The sequence below is a fragment of the Castellaniella sp. genome, assembly GCF_036379515.1.
Taxonomy (GTDB): Bacteria; Pseudomonadota; Gammaproteobacteria; order Burkholderiales; family Burkholderiaceae_B; genus Castellaniella.
In genome coordinates this window covers 1-16916 of record NZ_DASVGN010000015.1, presented here as the reverse complement: position 1 = coordinate 16916, position 16916 = coordinate 1, and the positions used below count along the sequence as shown (strand labels likewise).

The window sequence follows — 16916 nt, the reverse complement described above, 5'->3', positions numbered from 1 at the left end:
CCCCCGTCAGAGTGCCGCCTTGACCCGTTGGGTTACCTCGGGCGGTAGCCACTGGGCCCAGACATCCTGGTGTTTCTTCAGAAACCACAGTGCCGTCTCTTTAGGCTCGGCTTCGTTCTTTTCCATGTAGGCCATGGCCTGATTCTCGACCTTCAGCGGAATCTTCACCTTGGCAAGAAACGCGGTGATCTTGGGTGCCTCCTCGGAGAACTTCGTGTTCACCGCGGTGAACACGGGGTTTTCCGGAAAAGCAGTTGCCTGGGGATCGGCGCAATCCGGATCAGTCAGGCACTTCTGCTTGGTCGCGTCATACGGCGGCATTTCGAGCTTGACGAGATCCAGCGCACCCACCAAAGGTGTGGGTGACCAGTAATAGAAGACGATATTCTGCTTGCGCTGATAGGCAGACATGAGTGCCGCCTTCTGTGTGGCGCCCGTCCCGGGTGAAAACAGCGTGTAGGTCTTCTCCAGCCCAAGCGCCTTGTACAGATTGCCGTTGATGACCTCGCAGGCCCAGCCGGCTGGGCACGTGTAGAAGCGGCCCTTGGTAGGTTCCTCGGGGTCCTTGAAGTCCTTCCAGTACTTGGGCAGATCCGACGCCTTCTTCAGGCCGGGCAGGCGCTCCGCCGTGTACTTGGGGATATACCAGGCTTCTTGTCCCATGAAAATGTCGCCAATGCGCTTGACCTTGCCGGTGGCCTTCGCCTTGTTCCAGGGCTCCAACGTGCTGTTGAGCCAAAGTTCGCTGTTGATGTCCAGATCACCTCGCTCCAGGGAAGCCAGAGCAAGCAAGGTGTCAGTGGGCAGCACTTCGGAATCACAGCCGTAGCCGTGTTTGACGATGAAACGCTCGATCTCGACCAGCATGAGATTCGATTCCCAGTTCATGCCGCCGAAGCGCATGGGACGGTTCAGCTCGCACTTGGGGGTCGAGGCAGCCTGCGCAGCCACCGGCGCGAGCGTCAAGGTGGCGAATGCAGCAGAGACGGCCGCACCCAGCAGGGCACGGGACAGGAATGAAGCCGCGCGGGGCGACGAGGAACGGGAGATAGACATTGAAGCCTCCTTTGGGTTACGGAGACGCCGAACGCGCGAGCATTGGACGCCATAGCTTAGGGGAGGGTGTGCGGAAGACGATCGCGGAGACCGCCAATACATACCGGCACTGCAGGTGCTTGGAACACCAAGTAGACAGGCGAGGCCGCACAACGCGCGGCAGCGCCAGAATTGAAAAGAAAAACTACAGCAGATGCGCTATTTTACACGCATGATCGTGCAAAATAAAGATTGATGCAGATTTCAAGGCCCACGAGGCCTTGAAATCTGCAATTTGACCGGCAAAATCAGCAGCCGCGATAGATGTAATCGCGACGCCACGGATAGGCCAGATCGGCGGGGTAATCCAGCTCGTCGGCACGGCCGGTGGGCGTGTGCTGCGCAATGATCTGATGCAGGGCAACCCAGCCGTGCTCGAAGCCCATGGCGCACCCTGCAAGATACATGCGATACGCGCGAATGGAACGTTCGCCTGACGGTGTGTTCAGCAAGGCCTTGGCCTCGCCCAGGTGCGCCTCAAGGGCATCGCTCCAGGCCCAGAGTGTGCGCGCATAGTGCGGGCGGATGTTTTCCACATCGACCATTTCGAGCCCAGCCTCGGCAATGGTCTGCAACACATAGTGGATGTGCGAGAGCTCACCGCCCGGAAAGATGAACTTTTCGATGAAGTCGCCCATCCCGTTGCCAAGCTCGGTGTTGCTGAGCCCGCCCGCCGTAATACCGTGGTTCATGATGAGCCCGCCGGGCTTGACCAGCCGGCGCAGCTTGGAAAAATAGCCCGCCAGCTGGGCTCGGCCCACATGCTCGAACATGCCTACCGAGGCAATTTTGTCAAAGGGCTTGGTTTCGTCGAGCTTGCGGTAATCGAGCAGCTCGAATCGCACGCGGCCCTTCAGGCCTTTTTCTTCGATGAGCTTGTTCACATAGGCGTGCTGATTGTGCGACAAGGTGATGCCGGTCACGTCGACGTCGTAGTTTTCGGCCGCCCAGAGCATGAGCCCGCCCCAGCCACCGCCACAATCGAGAAACCGCTCGCCCGGTTTGAGCGCCAGCTTGCGGCAGATGTGATCGAGCTTGGCGTCTTGCGCCTGAGCCACCGTGTAACCCGGCTCTTTGTAGTAGGCACAGGAATACACCCGGCGCGGGTCCAGCCACAAGGCGTAGAACTCGTCGGACAAATCGTAGTGGAACTCGATCTGCTTGGCGTCGCGCTCCATGGAATGGTGCCAGACGGAAATCATGCGGCGCACGAACCCCGACAACCAGCTCAGCTGGTTTTCGTCGATGGGCGAGCCCGGCAAGATGGTGGCCGCCATGCGCATCAGATCGTGCATGGAGCCTTCGAAGTCGAACTTGCCTTCAACGTAGTCCTCTCCCAGAATGCCGACCTGGCCGGCCGCGAAATGGGTCAGAACGGACGAATCCTTGATGATGAGATGGATCTTCGCATCGGCCGCGCCGAGCTTCTGTCCGTCAGGCATCTGTAACGACACCGGCATGGACAATGATCCGAGTTTGTTCTCGATGATTGAAGTAAGCGCAGCCAACAGAGTCTCCCTCAGTTCTATCAGGACATTGTCGTTGTATAGTAGCGCCAAATCTGGCGCAAATCGGGGCGCTCCAGCCAAACGTGGCCCGACACGGTCTGACACGGCCGGCCCAGGCGAAAGAAAGGGCCCAGAACCGCGCCCGCCGTAAGCCTTGGGGCCATCCGCCCCTGAGCTGAGGCTTGGCTCCCTGCCACGCGCTTGATTTCACAAGTGTTTCTAGTATAGAATGCAGGGCTTTCCAGACAGACATACACAGAGGTGAGACCATGGCACGCGTATGCCAAGTAACCGGCAAAGGCCCAATGGTGGGCAATAACGTCTCGCACGCGAACAACAAGACCAAGCGGCGTTTCCTGCCCAACCTGCAATCGCGCCGGTTCTGGGTCGAATCCGAAAACCGCTGGGTGCGCCTTCGCGTATCCACAAAAGCCCTGCGCACCATCGACAAGAACGGCATCGATTCCGTTCTGGCCGACCTGCGTGCCCGTGGCGAACTGGCCTGATTGGCCGCATAGGAGCACATCATGGCAAAAGGCGCTCGCGAAAAGATCAAGCTCGAATCCTCCGCAGGAACGGGCCACTTCTACACGACCACAAAGAACAAACGCAACATGCCGGAAAAAATGCTGATCAAAAAGTATGATCCGGTGGCGCGCAAGCACGTCGACTACAAAGAAACCAAGCTGAAATAATCCGGTTGCCTCTTCCGGATCGTCTCACCGGTTTCCCGAAACCCCGCAAGTAGTTGCGGGGTTTTTTTTCGCCTGGCCGCAAGACGACCAGCGCGGCCAAGGTGTCGCCAAAGCAACCTATAATGCAGGGCTTGGCCTTTTCACATTGCACACCATACAGATCCATGCAGGAACGCTACCTTCACACCCAGGTTGAATCCGACACCCAGGCACATTGGCACGCCGATGACGTCTATCGCGTCACCGAACACGCCACAGACGCCCATGGTTCACCCAAGCCGAAGTTCTACGCCTGCTCAATGCTGCCCTACCCCAGCGGCAAGCTTCACATGGGACACGTGCGCAACTACACCATCAACGACATGATGACGCGCCAGCTGCGGATGCGCGGCTACAACGTGCTCATGCCCATGGGATGGGATGCCTTCGGCATGCCGGCCGAAAACGCGGCCATGAAATACGGTGTGCCGCCCGCAAAATGGACCTACGACAACATCGCCTACATGAAGAAGCAGATGCAGGCGATGGGGCTCGCGATCGACTGGTCACGCGAGATGTGTGCCTGCGATCCTCATTACTACAAATGGAATCAGTGGCTGTTCCTGAAGATGCTCGAAAAAGGCATCGCCTACCGCAAGACTCAGGTCGTCAACTGGGACCCGGTCGATCAGACCGTGCTGGCCAACGAACAAGTCATCGACGGCAAAGGCTGGCGCTCGGGTGCACCGGTCGAAAAACGTGAAATCCCGGGGTATTACCTGCGCATTACCGACTATGCTGGAGAACTCCTCGACACCCTGACGGACGGTAGCCTGGCCGGCTGGCCAGACCGCGTGCGCCTGATGCAGGAAAACTGGCTGGGCCGCAGCATCGGGGTGCGCTTTGCCTTCCGCCATGACATTCACGGCGACGACGGGGCCCTGATTCAAGACGGGCTGCTGCACGTCTTCACGACGCGCGCCGACACCATCATGGGGGTCACCTTCTGCGCCGTCGCACCAGAACACCCCCTGGCAACCCACGCTGCCCACCACGACCCAGCGCTGGCCGCCTTCATCGAAGCCTGCCGCAAGGGTGGCACCACCGAAGCCGAACTCGCCACCCGCGAAAAAGAAGGCCTGCCTACAGGGCTGACCGTCACACATCCCCTCACGGGGCAAGCGATACCCGTGTGGGTCGGCAATTATGTCCTCATGAGCTACGGCGATGGCGCAGTGATGGGCGTTCCGGCCCACGACGAGCGCGACTTCGCCTTTGCCCTCAAATACCAGTTGCCCATCCGTCAGGTCATCGCCGCAGAAGGCCAGAGCTACTCCACCGATACCTGGCAAGAATGGTACGGCGACAAGCTTTCAGGCCACACGGTGAACTCGGGCAAATACGACGGCCTGACCACCGCTCAAGCCATCGAGGCCGTCGCGGCGGATCTTCAAGCCCTGGGCCTGGGTGAACGCAAGACCACCTGGCGGCTGCGCGATTGGGGCATTTCACGCCAGCGGTATTGGGGCACCCCGATCCCCATCATCCACTGCCCCGATTGCGGCCCCGTCCCGGTTCCCGAAAAGGACCTGCCTGTCGTGCTGCCGGACGATCTGGTACCCGACGGGACCGGCAACCCGCTCGCCAAAAGCAAGGCATTCCTGTCGTGCCATTGCCCCAAGTGTGACAAGCCGGCACGCCGGGAAACCGACACCATGGACACTTTTATCGACTCGTCCTGGTACTTCATGCGCTATACCTCGCCGGGTAACGATCAGGCCATGGTCGATGCTCGCAACGATTACTGGATGCCCATGGACCAGTACATCGGCGGCATCGAGCACGCCGTCCTGCACCTGCTGTACGCGCGGTTCTGGACGCGCGTCATGCGCGACCTGGGCTTGGTGAAGTTCTCTGAACCCTTCACGCGACTGCTGTGTCAGGGCATGGTGCTCAACCATATCTATTCGCGTCACAACGAACGCGGCGGCATCGAATACTTCTGGCCCGATCAGGTCGAGAACATCACGGACGACAAAGGCACCATCACCGGCGCGCGCCTGAAGACAGATGGCTCCATGGTGGACTATGGCGGCATAGGCACCATGTCCAAATCCAAGAACAACGGAGTGGACCCGCAGTCGCTCATCGAGTCCATGGGTGCCGACACCGCGCGGCTGTTCGTCATGTTCGCAAGCCCTCCGGAACAAACGCTCGAATGGTCCGAATCCGGCGTCGAAGGCGCACACCGATTCCTGCGCCGACTCTGGGCATTCTGCTACGGGCAAAGCACTTCACTGCGGGGACAGGACATCCCGACCCAGTGGGCCGATTTGTCGGACACCAATGCGGCGCTGCGCCGTCAGATGCATGGGCTGCTCAAGCAGGCTGATTATGACTACCAGCGCATCCAGTACAACACGGTGGTGTCCACCGCCATGAAGATGCTCAACACGCTGGAATCCGCCACCCAGGCGGGCGCCCAGGGTGCCGCCGTGGCCGAGGCCACCTCCATCCTGCTGCGGGTACTGTATCCGGTCGTGCCACACATCACCTGGCAGCTCTGGCGCGAGCTGGGGCTTGCCCAGTCGCTGGGCGATTTGCTCGACGCTCCGTGGCCCCAGGTCGACGAATCCGCGCTACGAGCCGAAACCGTCGAACTGGTTCTACAGGTGAACGGCAAGATGCGCGGCCAGCTTAGCGTGCCGCAGGATGCCGACAAACCGGCCATCGAGGCCCTGGCGCGCACGCACGAAGCCGTCGCCCGATTCCTCGAAGGGCGGGAACCCAAACGGGTAGTCGTGGTGCCAGGCCGCCTGGTAAACGTGGTGGGCTGAGTACCATGGCCGCACTGACCCCATTTCAACGGACTCGCCGCCTGTGTCTGGCCTTGCCATGCCTGGCAGCGCTCTCGGCCTGCGGGTTTCACCTGAAGGGAGCGACACCGCTACCCTTCAAGAGCCTGTACACCAACATCAACCTGGACAGCGATTTCGGCGCGCGTCTGCGCCGGGCTGTCGAGGCCAATTCCCCAGACACGCACTTCACTCCAAGCCGCAAGGACGCTGAAGTCTACCTGCACGAAATCGCCGACCAGCAAAACTTGCGTGAAGTGTCGCTCAACGCCGAGGGTCAGGTCGAAGAATATGAGCTGGACCTGAACTTCAGCTTCGAACTGCTGGACAGAGAAGGCCACGTTCTGCTCGCGCCCACGGTGCTGCACAATGTGCGCGAGATCCCCTACAACGACCGCATCGTACAAGCCAAGGACAGCGAAATCACTCGCACGTTCCGCGACATGCGTAACAGCATGATCGATCAGATCCTGCGACGCATGAGTGCGCCCGACGTGCGCGAGGCCTACCGCAACGCCGACAGCCGCCCAACCGTGCCTTTGCCCGGTGACGAGATCTGGCGCAGCCGTGACAACGTCAACAAACGCGGCAACCTGAACACCCCCGGTATTCCCTGATGATGGCCGGCCGTGCGCAAGACTTCGACCGCACACTGGAACAGTTCTCGAAAGCGTCCAGCCTCCCCGCCTGTTGCGTGCTCTGCGGCGACGAGATACTGCTGCTGACCGAGACCGTCGACGCCCTGCGCGCCAAAGCAAGCCAGCTGGGTTGCACCGAGCGCAGCCACTGGGTCATGGACGCCCGCAGCGACTGGAGTCCGGTGCTGGCAGCGGCACGCAACACCTCGCTCTTTGGTGACCTGCGCTTGCTGGAAATCAGCCTGCCCACCGGCAAACCCGGAAAAACAGGCGCTGACGCCTTGCAGAACCTGGTCAGGATGGCATCGCAAGATCAGCTGCCTGACGTCCGCATCGTGATTCAGCTCCCCGCGCTGGACCGTGCCACCCAGCAGAGCAAATGGGCCCAGGCGCTGCACCAGCACACCCACTGGGTGGATATCCCTTCGATTGCTCGCACGCGCCTGCCTGACTGGATTGCAGGCCGCCTGACTCGTCAACACCAGTCTACCGATGCCGAAACCCTGGCCTGGCTCGCCGATAAGGTCGAGGGCAACTTGCTGGCCGCACACCAGGAAATCCAGAAACTGGCACTCATCTACCCTGAAGGCGCGCTCTCGTTGCAGCAGGTGCAAACGGCGGTGCTCAACGTGGCCCGCTACAATCTGTACGACTTGCGCGATGCCATGCTGCAAGGCGAAGCGGATCGCGCACTGACGGTACTCGATGGCCTGCGCGCCGAAGGCGAAGCGCTTCCTCTGGTACTGTGGGCAGTGGGCGAGGAAATCCGGCTGTTGACCCGCCTGGCCGGCACATCGGCCGCATCGTTGGACGCGGCCCTGCGTGCGAACCGCTATTTTGGGGCGCGCGAAAAGCTGGCGCGGCACGTATTGCACCGTGTCCCGGCCGCCACCTGGCCACGAGCACTTCGCCAAGTGCACGAAATCGATCGTATGATCAAAGGGGTGCCCACGCAGGGCGGCCTGAGCGACCCCTGGGACGAACTGGCCCGGTTGGTCATGCGCATGGCTACGGCAGGACGCGCTCAATCCTGATCTTTGTTCACCCTATTCCGTTGCAGGCTTTCCAATGACCGACAGTGGCTCTTCCATGCAAACCCTGGGACGACAGGCCCGCGAGGCAGCGCGCGCCATGCGCATGGCCTCGGGTGCGGCCAAAGCCGCCGCGCTGCTGGCCATGGCTGACGGCCTGCGCACCCGGCGCGCCTGGCTGCAGGCCGAAAACCAGCATGACCTGCAGGCGGCAGAACAACAGCATCTGGCGGCACCGCTCATGGACCGTCTGCGACTGTCAGACAAAGCGCTGGACACCATGGCCATGGGCCTCGCACAGATCGCCGCCATGCCCGATCCAATCGGCAGCCTGAGCGAGACCACCACCCGGCCCAACGGCATGCAGGTCGCCCGCATGCGCGTGCCACTGGGAGTGATCGGGATCATCTACGAATCCCGCCCCAACGTTACCATCGACGCCGCTGCACTCTGCCTCAAATCCGGAAACGCGACCATTTTGCGCGGTGGCAGCGAAGCCTTTCACTCCAACCGCGCGCTGGGCGAGATCATCCAGGAAGGGCTGCAGGCTGCAGGGCTGCCGGCGCACGCGGTGCAAGTAGTCGCTACTATCGACCGCGCCGCAGTGGGCGAGATGATCACGCTCACCGATTACATCGACGTCATCATCCCCCGGGGTGGCAAAGGGCTGATCGCGCGCCTATCGGCCGAATCGCGCGTACCGCTCATCAAGCACCTGGAAGGCAACTGCCACCTTTACGTGGACAAGGCGGCAGATCTGGACAAAGCCTTTGCGATTGCCATCAACGCCAAAACCTACCGGACCGGGATCTGTGGCGCCATGGAAACGCTCTTGGTCCACGAACAGGTGGCGGCCCAGTGGCTGCCGCGCGTGGGTGCGCGTTTCACCGAACTGGGCGTCGAACTGCGCGCCGACCCCGCGGCGGCTGCCCTGTTGCCGCAATCGGTGCCCGCCACGGAAGAAGACTGGGCCACCGAATTCCTGGCACCGATTCTGGCGGTACGCGTGGTGGGGTCGTTGCAACAGGCCATGGACCATATTGCGCGTTACAGCTCGGAGCACACAGAATCCATCGTGACAGAAGACCTGGCGGCGGCCCAGCGCTTTCAGCGCGAAGTCGATTCCAGTTCGGTCTATGTGAACCTCCCCACCTGCTTCGCGGACGGCTTCGAATACGGCTTGGGGGCGGAGATCGGCATCTCCACGAACCGCCTGCATGCCCGTGGACCTGTAGGTCTTGAAGGACTCACGATGCAAAAATGGGTGCTGACTGGCGATGGCCAGGTCCGGAGCTGAGCATGCTCTGGGTCAAGACATTTCACATTCTGTTCGTAGTCTCGTGGTTTGCAGGGCTGTTCTACCTGCCCAGAATCTATGTGAATCTTGCACAGGCCGAATCATCCGATGCACAGGCCTTGCTCCTGGGCATGGCACAACGCCTGTATCGCTTCATGACGCCGCTGGCCGGGTTGGCCCTGATATTCGGACTCTGGCTCTGGCTGGGCTACGGCATCGGCCGAGCTCAAGGCTGGATGCACGCCAAACTCTCTCTGGTGCTGCTGCTCGTGGTCTACCACGGGATGTGCCGCCATTACCTGCTCACTTTTCAGAGACAGGCCAACCGGCACTCGCACCGGTTCTTTCGAGCCTTCAACGAAGTCCCCGTACTGCTCCTGCTGCTGATCCTGATCCTCGTGGTCGTCAAACCCTTCTGACATTTCATGACCGATACTCCCCACAAAACGCTGAGCCTGAAGAAGAAGGCACCCACATCCCGCACGCCCCAGGATTCGGGCCCGGAGAACCGGCGGCAGCGCTCAGGGGCCAGAGCCCGGCAGGCCGCGCTGCAGGACCACGCACAACAAGCCCGGGGGATCGAACCCGCGAGTCCCGCTGTCCCACCGATCAGCCGAGAGCGTCGTCCGGGCGTTCCCAAACCCGCTCCCAAACCGTTTCACAAGACGGCCGAACCGCGCACCCGCAGAACCCCCGAGCCGCCCCACCGCGCACCCGCCTCGGACACGCCCTCGGTCGACACCGAGCACAGCCCCCGCATCGAGCGCAAGCCTCGTGCGCCGCGGACGCCACGCATCGCCGAGACTTTTTCACTGTTTGCCCCCTGCCCTCACGGGCTCGAAGAGGCGCTTTCACTGGAACTACAGGCACTGGGCTACGACAAGGTACGCGCCGGTCGCGCGGGCTGCCACTTCGAGGCCGACTGGATGGGGGTGATGCGCGCCAACCTGTACTCACGCCTGGCCACGCGCATCCTGGTGCAGGTGGCACAGGCCTCTATCCACACCGAAGACGATATCCTGGCACTGGCGCACGAAACCGAATGGGAGCGCTGGTTCGGCCCCGAACAGACCCTGCGGGTGGACACTTCGGCCATCCGCAGCCCCGTGAAGAGCCTCCAATACTGCAACCTGCGCGTCAAGGACGGAATCTGCGACCGTCTGCGCGAACGCGAAGGGGCCCGCCCCGACATCGACACGGTCCGCCCTGACGCCCGTGTGCATCTGTTCCTGGATGAAACCTCGGCCACCCTGTATCTGGACGTCTCTGGCGAATCGCTCTTCAAGCGCGGGTGGCGCCTGGACAAAGGCGAGGCCCCACTGCGTGAAAACCTGGCTGCAGGCCTGCTGGCGCTGTCAGGCTGGACACCCGAGGCGCCCCTGCTGGACCCTTTTTGCGGCAGCGGCACCATTTTGATTGAGGCCGCCTGGATCGCACTAGGAGTGCCCCCCGGAATCTGGCGTCCATTCAGTTTCGAACGCCTGCGACCACACGACGCCCGGCTGTGGCGCCACCTGAAGGACGACGCGCGAGCCCATATCGCCACGCGCCTGGAGCAACCTTTAGTGGGCTGCGACCTTCAGTCGGCGGCCATTGCCGCTGCACGTTCCAATGCAGAGCGCGCCCACCTGGGCTCGGAGGCCATCCGCTTCGAGGTCTGTGATGCGCGCCAGCTGCCCGCCCCGGACAGTCATGGGTGGATCGTGACCAACCCCCCCTATGGCGAGCGTCTGAGCGACGACGACGTCGAGCTCTGGCCACAATGGGCCACGTGGCTCAAGCGCCATTACGACGGCTGGCGCCTGAACATCATCACCAGCGACCTGGAGCTTCCCAAACAGCTCAGGCTCAAGGCGCAACGGCGCACGCCACTGCACAATGGGGCCCTGGACTGCCGCCTGTTCCAGTTTGAACTGGTGGGCGCAAGCTACCGCAACCCGCCTTCGGCAGCCTCCGTGGCCAAGGCGCCACATCCTTCGCAGGAGTGACACCGCTTCTCTGCAGGTCTTGCACATTACTAGGGTTAACCCTATAATGTTTTCAATCCGAGCGAAACGCTCATTACACAAGCGAAGAGGCTTGCTATGAAAGACCTGCAAAACATCGATGTCCGCCTGACCGACGCCCTGGAACGTGAACTTCTGCAAGAAGCGATCGACAACCAGCAAAGCTACGCCTTCGACCGCGCGATCAGCCACTTTTTCCATAAGGTCGTAAGCTTCTTCAACGCCCCTGAAGTGCAGCTGACGCCGCATACCGCGCGCACGGCCCACTAAGCATATAGGCCGCAGCCAGAAGCTGCTGTAAACGAAAAACACCCCAAAGGTTGGACACCAATCCAACCTTTGGGGTGTTTTTCGTAGAGGATGCAGATGTTTTCCGGGACCGGTTTGCGCTGCGATTCCCGCCCGGGCCAGCAATAAGTGGGCACCCCGAGCACAATGCAGCGCCAGACGCTACCGCCTTTTTGTCTCGAACAAAGATCATCGCAATCCGCGAAGGGATCGTAACAACATATACAAAGTAAAGATCGCTATCTGTTCTCGCAAGCCCCACACTGGGTCATCCGAGGCGAACATGTTTATCCAGTATCGCAACACCGCGATTCACTGAGCCAGCCTCCGGCACACCATCGCATGCGTCACGCATGCAGCCTGTTGCACACCCGCATCTTCGAAGCTGGGCGTTTGGCGACGGGCAACTACTGGCCTGAAATAAATCAAAAAATCCAGCCAGACATTCGGAGCTTCTATGCCCCTGCATTTTTTAGTCACCAACCCCCTTGGCTCCAACCTGAGAGCGGCAGGAGTCGATTGGCCACCTCCATCGCCTTCTACGCCTGAAGAGACCGAACGCCTCAAGAGGTGTGTCAAGGAGCGAGCCGATTTCCTTAGGCTCATGAAAGAAAAATTCCCTGGGTTGCCCTATTGAGCCTGCGACCCAGTCCGGCAGCGGCTCTGCTCAACCCATTACTTTCCCTGTTTGCCTGCCCATCCAGGGCGGCCCAAACTCAAACCAATGGAGCACATCATGGAACAAAAGACATCCCAAGAAAAGATTCCTTTCCCAAAAGAGAAAAGCGAATCCCAAACGCCTGGTCAAAAGACTGGACAGCAAGAAAGCCCTTCCAAGGAAATGAATCAGGAAGGCCATAAGAAGTAAAGAGGAGAGGATTCCTCTTCATCGGTACAGCCGCCCTACCGGGCGGTTTCTGCGTTTCTGGGCGATAATTTCAGGTCTTCATCAACCTGCCTGCCATGTCTGTGACCTCCCTCGTCGTTCCTCACGCGCCTGCCCGCTGGCGACGCTTCGCCTGCATGATGTACGAAGGCGTGCTGCTCTTTGGCGTCGTGTTCCTTGCCGGCTATCTGTTCGATACCCTCACGCAAAGCCGCAGCGGCCTCACGCTGCGCCACGGTCGCGAGGCCTTCCTGTTTCTGACCATGGGTGTGTATTTTGTCCTGTGCTGGCGCCGGGGTGGGCAGACACTTCCCATGAAGACCTGGGCCATCCGGCTGACCGACCGAGGCAACACACCGCTACGGGGCTCAAGGCTGGTGCTGCGTTACCTGCTCATCTGGCCGCTGCCGCTGCTCACGCTGCTGGCCATCCAGTCCCTGGTGCATTCCACTGGCTGGGAGCCCTTCAACACCTTGTTCGTCCTTGCCCCCTTCTCGAACTTTCTGTGGACCTGGCTGGACCCACAAGGCCAGTTCCTGCATGATCGGCTGCTGGGCACTGAACTGCACGATCTGAAACAACCCGCCCTGCCTCACTGCTCTGATGCCGGGAGGCCCACACCATGAACGACACGCTCAAGAAATACCTGACGACCGACCATGCGGCCCGCATCCAATCGCTGCGCCTGACGGACGCCTGGAAAAAAGGGCTGGCCCACCAAGACCTCCCCGCGGAGATCTCGCAATTGCTGGGCGAACTTTCGGCAGCCTGCGTACTGCTGGCCGGCAACATCAAATTCGACGGCTCGATCATCCTGCAGGTGCAAGGCACCGGCGCGGTGAGCCTGATGATGGTTGAGTGCAGCTCGACACTCGATCTGCGAGCCACCGCCCACATCAAAGAAGACAGCACCTTTCCAGCCGGGATCACGCTGCAACAGCTCATGAATGCCGATGGCAAGGGCCGCTTCACCGTGATGCTGGACCCTGAAAAGCGGGCCGAAGGCGTGGGCCTCTACCAAGGGGTCGTCCCCCTGGAAGGCGACACCGTGGCGCAGGCGCTGGAACACTACATGAAACATTCCGAACAGCTCGACACCCGGCTGTGGCTCGCAGCTGACGCAGAGCACTGCGCAGGGCTGATGCTGCAACGCATGCCCAGTGCAGAAAACTCCAGCGCACAAACGGCCCGCAGACACACTGAAGCCGAAGACGCCACCTGGAACCATTGCCTCACGCTGGCAGGCACCATCACCCCCCGCGAGTTGCTGGGTCTGGACCCGGACGCGCTCATACACCGTCTCTTCTGGCAAGACGATCTGCTCTCGTTCACCGGCCAAGCGGTCCGCTGGCACTGCTCCTGCTCACGTGATCGAGTCGCCAGCATGCTGCGCAACCTGGGACAGGCAGAGATCGAATCCATCCTTGCCGAGCAAGGACACGTTCACATTGATTGCCACTTCTGCGGCAAACCCTATGAATTCGACGCTGTCGACTGCGCGGCACTGTTCGTTGACACCCGAAACCAGATTCCTGCTCCAGGCTCGCCGCTCGTCCACTGAAAGGGTCACCGACAAAGCCGAACTCCGACCCTTTTAGCCACCCGTATTTTCCTGGCTGGTGCGGCCGATGCTGCGGCCGGCATACTGCCAGGCATGCTCTTCATCGCTCCCACGACACGGCCCACCACCCCAGGTCGCCACGCCTCCCTTCAACACGGCATGGGGCTGATCGGCTTTCTGGCGGCGTCACTCCCTGTTCTGTCGCTGGGCATAGGCGGCGTCGAGCTCGCCCACTGGATGCAGATCCGTCAGTCGCTAAGCCTCTTGCTCATGGACGCGGCACGGGCTGGGGCCACACACAGGGCCGAGCCCCGGATCCTCGCAGCCGCCTTTGAAGGAGGGCTGCACTTTCTGTATCCGGCAAAGGGCGAACCCCAACGCATTCTGCAGGAACGGCGTGGGGCACTGAGCCTGCCTTGGCACATCACCATCCTGAGCCCCGTTCCCGCCACCTTCACCGACCATGCGGACCCGGACCTTCCAGAGAAGAGGGCCTATCGCGGACAGGCTCTGATTCGCAACGATCGCCAGGATGCTCAGCATTCAGCCCGTCTCGCCCAAGGCTGGCCGCTGGGTCGTGGCGCCGCCTCGGGATTCACGATCTATGAAGCCAACACACTCAAACTCCGACTGCACTGGCCTCATCGGCCAATCACCCCGGGGGGCAGTGCTCTCATTCGCAGCCTGGCGCCACTTGCACGAGACCCTCTGAACCGCCACTGGATGCAGGCGGGCTACCTGCCTTTCTTGCGACAGGTGTCCGTTGCCATGCAATCGCCGCCCGCCTTATGGCCCGACTTGCCTGACGGACGTGTCACGCACGCCTCCATCGCCCGCCCTGCGCCACCCGCCACGTCGCCCGAAGCCCCTGACACGATCGATAACCCCAGCGCCCCACCCATGGACAAGATGGGTGCAAGCAGTGAAACGGACAATGATGCCGCTACAAAGACACAAGAACCGCCCGCATCGGATGGGGTAGACGGCACGCCGGATGACGGGTCGGCCGACCCGGGGTCACCGGAGGCCGAAGGCTGCAGCCCCAGCTGACCTTATGACGAACTCAATGCCCGAGGGGAGGCGGTCCCGTGCGAGGTGCGGCGGCCGCTGGCGCGGCAGGTTCCGGCGGCAGGATCTGGACGAAATATTCGCCTTCGCGAATCATGTTCAGCTCACTGCGGGCACGTTCTTCAACTGCTGAAGTCCCGGTTTTAAGGTCCTGGACTTCAGCCGCAAGCGCGTTGTTGCGAGCCGTCAGCGCCTGATTGTTGTCAGTCTCGGCCTTGACCTCGGACTGCAGGCCCCTGACGCTGAGCCAGCCGCCCTTACCCCACCACAGTGGATACTGGGTCGCGAGGGTCAGGGCCAACAGCGCCAGACAGAGCAGTCGCATGACGGATGGTCGGGCTCAACGCAGGTTATAGAAGGCCGAAGTGCCCGGATAGGATGCGACCTCGGCCAGCTCTTCTTCGATGCGAAGCAGCTGGTTGTACTTGGCCATGCGATCCGAGCGAGACAAGGACCCCGTCTTGATCTGCATGGCGTTGGTGGCCACGGCGATGTCGGCGATGGTCGAGTCTTCGGTTTCGCCCGAACGGTGCGACACCACGGCGGTGTAGCCGGCGCGCTTGGCCATCTCGATGGCGGCGAAGGTTTCGGTGAGCGTGCCGATCTGGTTGATCTTGATGAGGATCGAGTTGGCCACGCCCTTCTGGATGCCTTCGCGCAGGATGCGGGTGTTGGTGACGAAGATGTCGTCGCCCACCAACTGCACTTTCTTGCCCAGTTGGTCGGTCAGGAGCTTCCAGCCGTCCCAATCGTTCTCGGCCATGCCGTCTTCGATCGAGATGATGGGGTACTTGTCGCACCAGGTGGCCAGCAGGTTGGCGAACTCCTGCGACGACAGCGACGCGCCGCCCTCGCCGTCGAGCACGTACTTGCCGTTCTTGTAGAACTCGGAGCTGGCGCAGTCCAGGCCCAGGGCGATCTGCTTGCCGGGCTCGTAGCCGGCTTCGTCGATGGCGTTGAGGATGAGCTGGATGGCCGCTTCGTGATTGGCCACGTTGGGCGCGAAACCGCCCTCGTCGCCCACGGCGGTGGACATGCCCTGCTTGCTGATCAGCTTCTTGAGATTGTGGAAGACCTCGGCGCCCCAGCGCAGAGCCTCGCGGAAGCTGCTCGCGCCCACTGGCAGGATCATGAACTCCTGCATGTCGAGCGTGTTGTTGGCGTGGGCGCCGCCGTTGATGACGTTCATCATCGGCACGGGCATGGAGAGCGGGCCGCTGCCGCCGAAATAGCGGTACAGCGACAGGCCGGATTCGTCGGCGGCGGCGCGGGCCACGGCCATGGAAGCGGCCAGGATGGCATTGGCGCCCAGGCGCCCCTTGGAATCGGTGCCGTCCAGCTCGATCAGGGTGCGATCGATGAATGTCTGCTCTTGCGCGTCCAGGCCCATCAAGGCTTCGGAGATTTCGGTATTGACGTTCTCGACGGCGCGCAGCACGCCCTTGCCCAGATAACGGCCCTTGTCGCCGTCGCGCAGCTCGATGGCTTCGCGCGTGCCGGTGGAGGCGCCCGAAGGCACCGCGGCGCGGCCCATGGAGCCGGACTCCAGCAGCACGTCGCATTCGACGGTGGGGTTGCCGCGCGAATCGAGGATTTCGCGGCCGATGATGTCGACAATAGCACTCATGAGTTTACTTTCCTGAAATGATAAGAATCCGTTTGACCCGAGGTCAGCTCGCGCAGGCCCAGTCCGCGCGGCTTTCGATAAAGCCGTTGCGCTTGGTGACGGCATCGAGCGCGACGAGGGTTTCCAGCAGCGCCGCCATGTGGTTCAGCGGCACGGCGTTGGGTCCGTCGGACAGCGCGTGCGCCGGATCGGGATGCGTTTCCATGAACAGGCCCGACACGCCCACAGCCACGGCCGCGCGCGCCAGGCGGTAGCCCTCGCCGTCGTACCAGGCCTTGGCCTGGTCGTAGCTCGGAAACTTCAGGATCGCGACGCGCACGGGATTCCAGGCGCCCTCGAGCGATTCGCTCCTCCCTCCGCGCACCAGGTACTCGCCGCCGGC

The 16916-nt window shown here is 61.6% G+C and carries 18 protein-coding genes; 13 read left to right on the top strand and 5 right to left on the bottom strand.

Annotated elements, in window-relative coordinates:
- Positions 1-6 precede the first annotated feature (6 nt).
- Entirely contained in the window at positions 7-1056 is a 1050-nt protein-coding gene (locus tag VF285_RS04950) for an ABC transporter substrate-binding protein (RefSeq protein ID WP_346951516.1), read from the bottom strand.
- A gap of 287 nt (positions 1057-1343) precedes the next feature.
- A complete protein-coding gene (locus tag VF285_RS04945; protein ID WP_346951515.1) occupies positions 1344-2603 on the bottom strand; it encodes a class I SAM-dependent methyltransferase in 1260 nt (419 codons plus the stop codon).
- 269 nt (positions 2604-2872) lie between these two features.
- Between VF285_RS04945 and rpmB the strand changes: the two genes are divergently transcribed.
- The 13 genes from rpmB to VF285_RS04880 all read left to right on the top strand — a co-directional run bounded on the left by rpmB (position 2873) and on the right by VF285_RS04880 (position 14889).
- A complete protein-coding gene (gene rpmB / locus VF285_RS04940; RefSeq protein WP_066453342.1) occupies positions 2873-3109 on the top strand; it encodes a 50S ribosomal protein L28 in 237 nt (78 codons plus the stop codon).
- 21 nt (positions 3110-3130) lie between these two features.
- Positions 3131-3298: a 50S ribosomal protein L33 gene (rpmG, locus tag VF285_RS04935; RefSeq protein ID WP_291769992.1), complete on the top strand. Its 168-nt coding sequence runs from the start codon at positions 3131-3133 to the stop codon at positions 3296-3298.
- A 164-nt stretch (positions 3299-3462) separates the two neighbouring features.
- Positions 3463-6114, top strand: a complete 2652-nt coding sequence (gene leuS / locus VF285_RS04930; RefSeq protein ID WP_346951514.1) for a leucine--tRNA ligase — start codon at positions 3463-3465, stop codon at positions 6112-6114.
- Positions 6115-6119: 5 nt separating this feature from the next.
- Complete coding sequence (gene lptE / locus VF285_RS04925; RefSeq protein WP_346951513.1) at positions 6120-6749, top strand: LPS assembly lipoprotein LptE; 630 nt, start codon at positions 6120-6122, stop codon at positions 6747-6749.
- A complete protein-coding gene (gene holA, locus VF285_RS04920) occupies positions 6749-7804 on the top strand; it encodes a DNA polymerase III subunit delta (protein WP_346951512.1) in 1056 nt (351 codons plus the stop codon). The genes lptE and holA overlap by 1 nt, the downstream gene beginning before the upstream one ends.
- Positions 7805-7838: 34 nt before the next feature.
- On the top strand, positions 7839-9098 hold the full coding sequence (locus tag VF285_RS04915) for a glutamate-5-semialdehyde dehydrogenase (protein ID WP_346951511.1): 1260 nt from the start codon (positions 7839-7841) through the stop codon (positions 9096-9098).
- A 2-nt stretch (positions 9099-9100) separates the two neighbouring features.
- Complete coding sequence (locus tag VF285_RS04910; protein ID WP_346951510.1) at positions 9101-9517, top strand: CopD family protein; 417 nt, start codon at positions 9101-9103, stop codon at positions 9515-9517.
- Positions 9518-9523: 6 nt separating this feature from the next.
- Positions 9524-11086, top strand: a complete 1563-nt coding sequence (locus tag VF285_RS04905) for a THUMP domain-containing class I SAM-dependent RNA methyltransferase (protein ID WP_346951509.1) — start codon at positions 9524-9526, stop codon at positions 11084-11086.
- A gap of 96 nt (positions 11087-11182) precedes the next feature.
- Positions 11183-11374 (top strand): hypothetical protein, encoded by a 192-nt coding sequence (locus tag VF285_RS04900; protein WP_346951508.1) that lies wholly within the window; start codon positions 11183-11185, stop codon positions 11372-11374.
- Positions 11375-12128: 754 nt separating this feature from the next.
- The gene (locus VF285_RS04895; RefSeq protein ID WP_346951507.1) at positions 12129-12260 is read left to right on the top strand and encodes a hypothetical protein; all 132 of its coding nucleotides are present in this window, start codon (positions 12129-12131) and stop codon (positions 12258-12260) included.
- A 95-nt stretch (positions 12261-12355) separates the two neighbouring features.
- Positions 12356-12904, top strand: coding sequence for an RDD family protein (locus VF285_RS04890; protein ID WP_346951506.1), 549 nt, complete (start codon positions 12356-12358; stop codon positions 12902-12904).
- Positions 12901-13839, top strand: a complete 939-nt coding sequence (locus VF285_RS04885) for an Hsp33 family molecular chaperone HslO (protein WP_346951505.1) — start codon at positions 12901-12903, stop codon at positions 13837-13839. The genes VF285_RS04890 and VF285_RS04885 overlap by 4 nt, the downstream gene beginning before the upstream one ends.
- A 93-nt stretch (positions 13840-13932) precedes the next feature.
- Positions 13933-14889, top strand: a complete 957-nt coding sequence (locus VF285_RS04880; RefSeq protein ID WP_346951504.1) for a hypothetical protein — start codon at positions 13933-13935, stop codon at positions 14887-14889.
- A 13-nt stretch (positions 14890-14902) separates the two neighbouring features.
- On the opposite strand, the gene ftsB is transcribed toward VF285_RS04880, so the two are convergent.
- From ftsB to VF285_RS04865, 3 genes are all read right to left on the bottom strand, one after another.
- Positions 14903-15232 (bottom strand): cell division protein FtsB, encoded by a 330-nt coding sequence (gene ftsB, locus VF285_RS04875; protein WP_346951503.1) that lies wholly within the window; start codon positions 15230-15232, stop codon positions 14903-14905.
- Between the two features lie 15 nt (positions 15233-15247).
- On the bottom strand, positions 15248-16534 hold the full coding sequence (gene eno, locus VF285_RS04870) for a phosphopyruvate hydratase (protein ID WP_346951502.1): 1287 nt from the start codon (positions 16532-16534) through the stop codon (positions 15248-15250).
- A gap of 43 nt (positions 16535-16577) precedes the next feature.
- Positions 16578-16916: DUF1330 domain-containing protein (locus VF285_RS04865; protein ID WP_346951501.1), on the bottom strand; the 339-nt coding region annotated here is incomplete at its 5' end.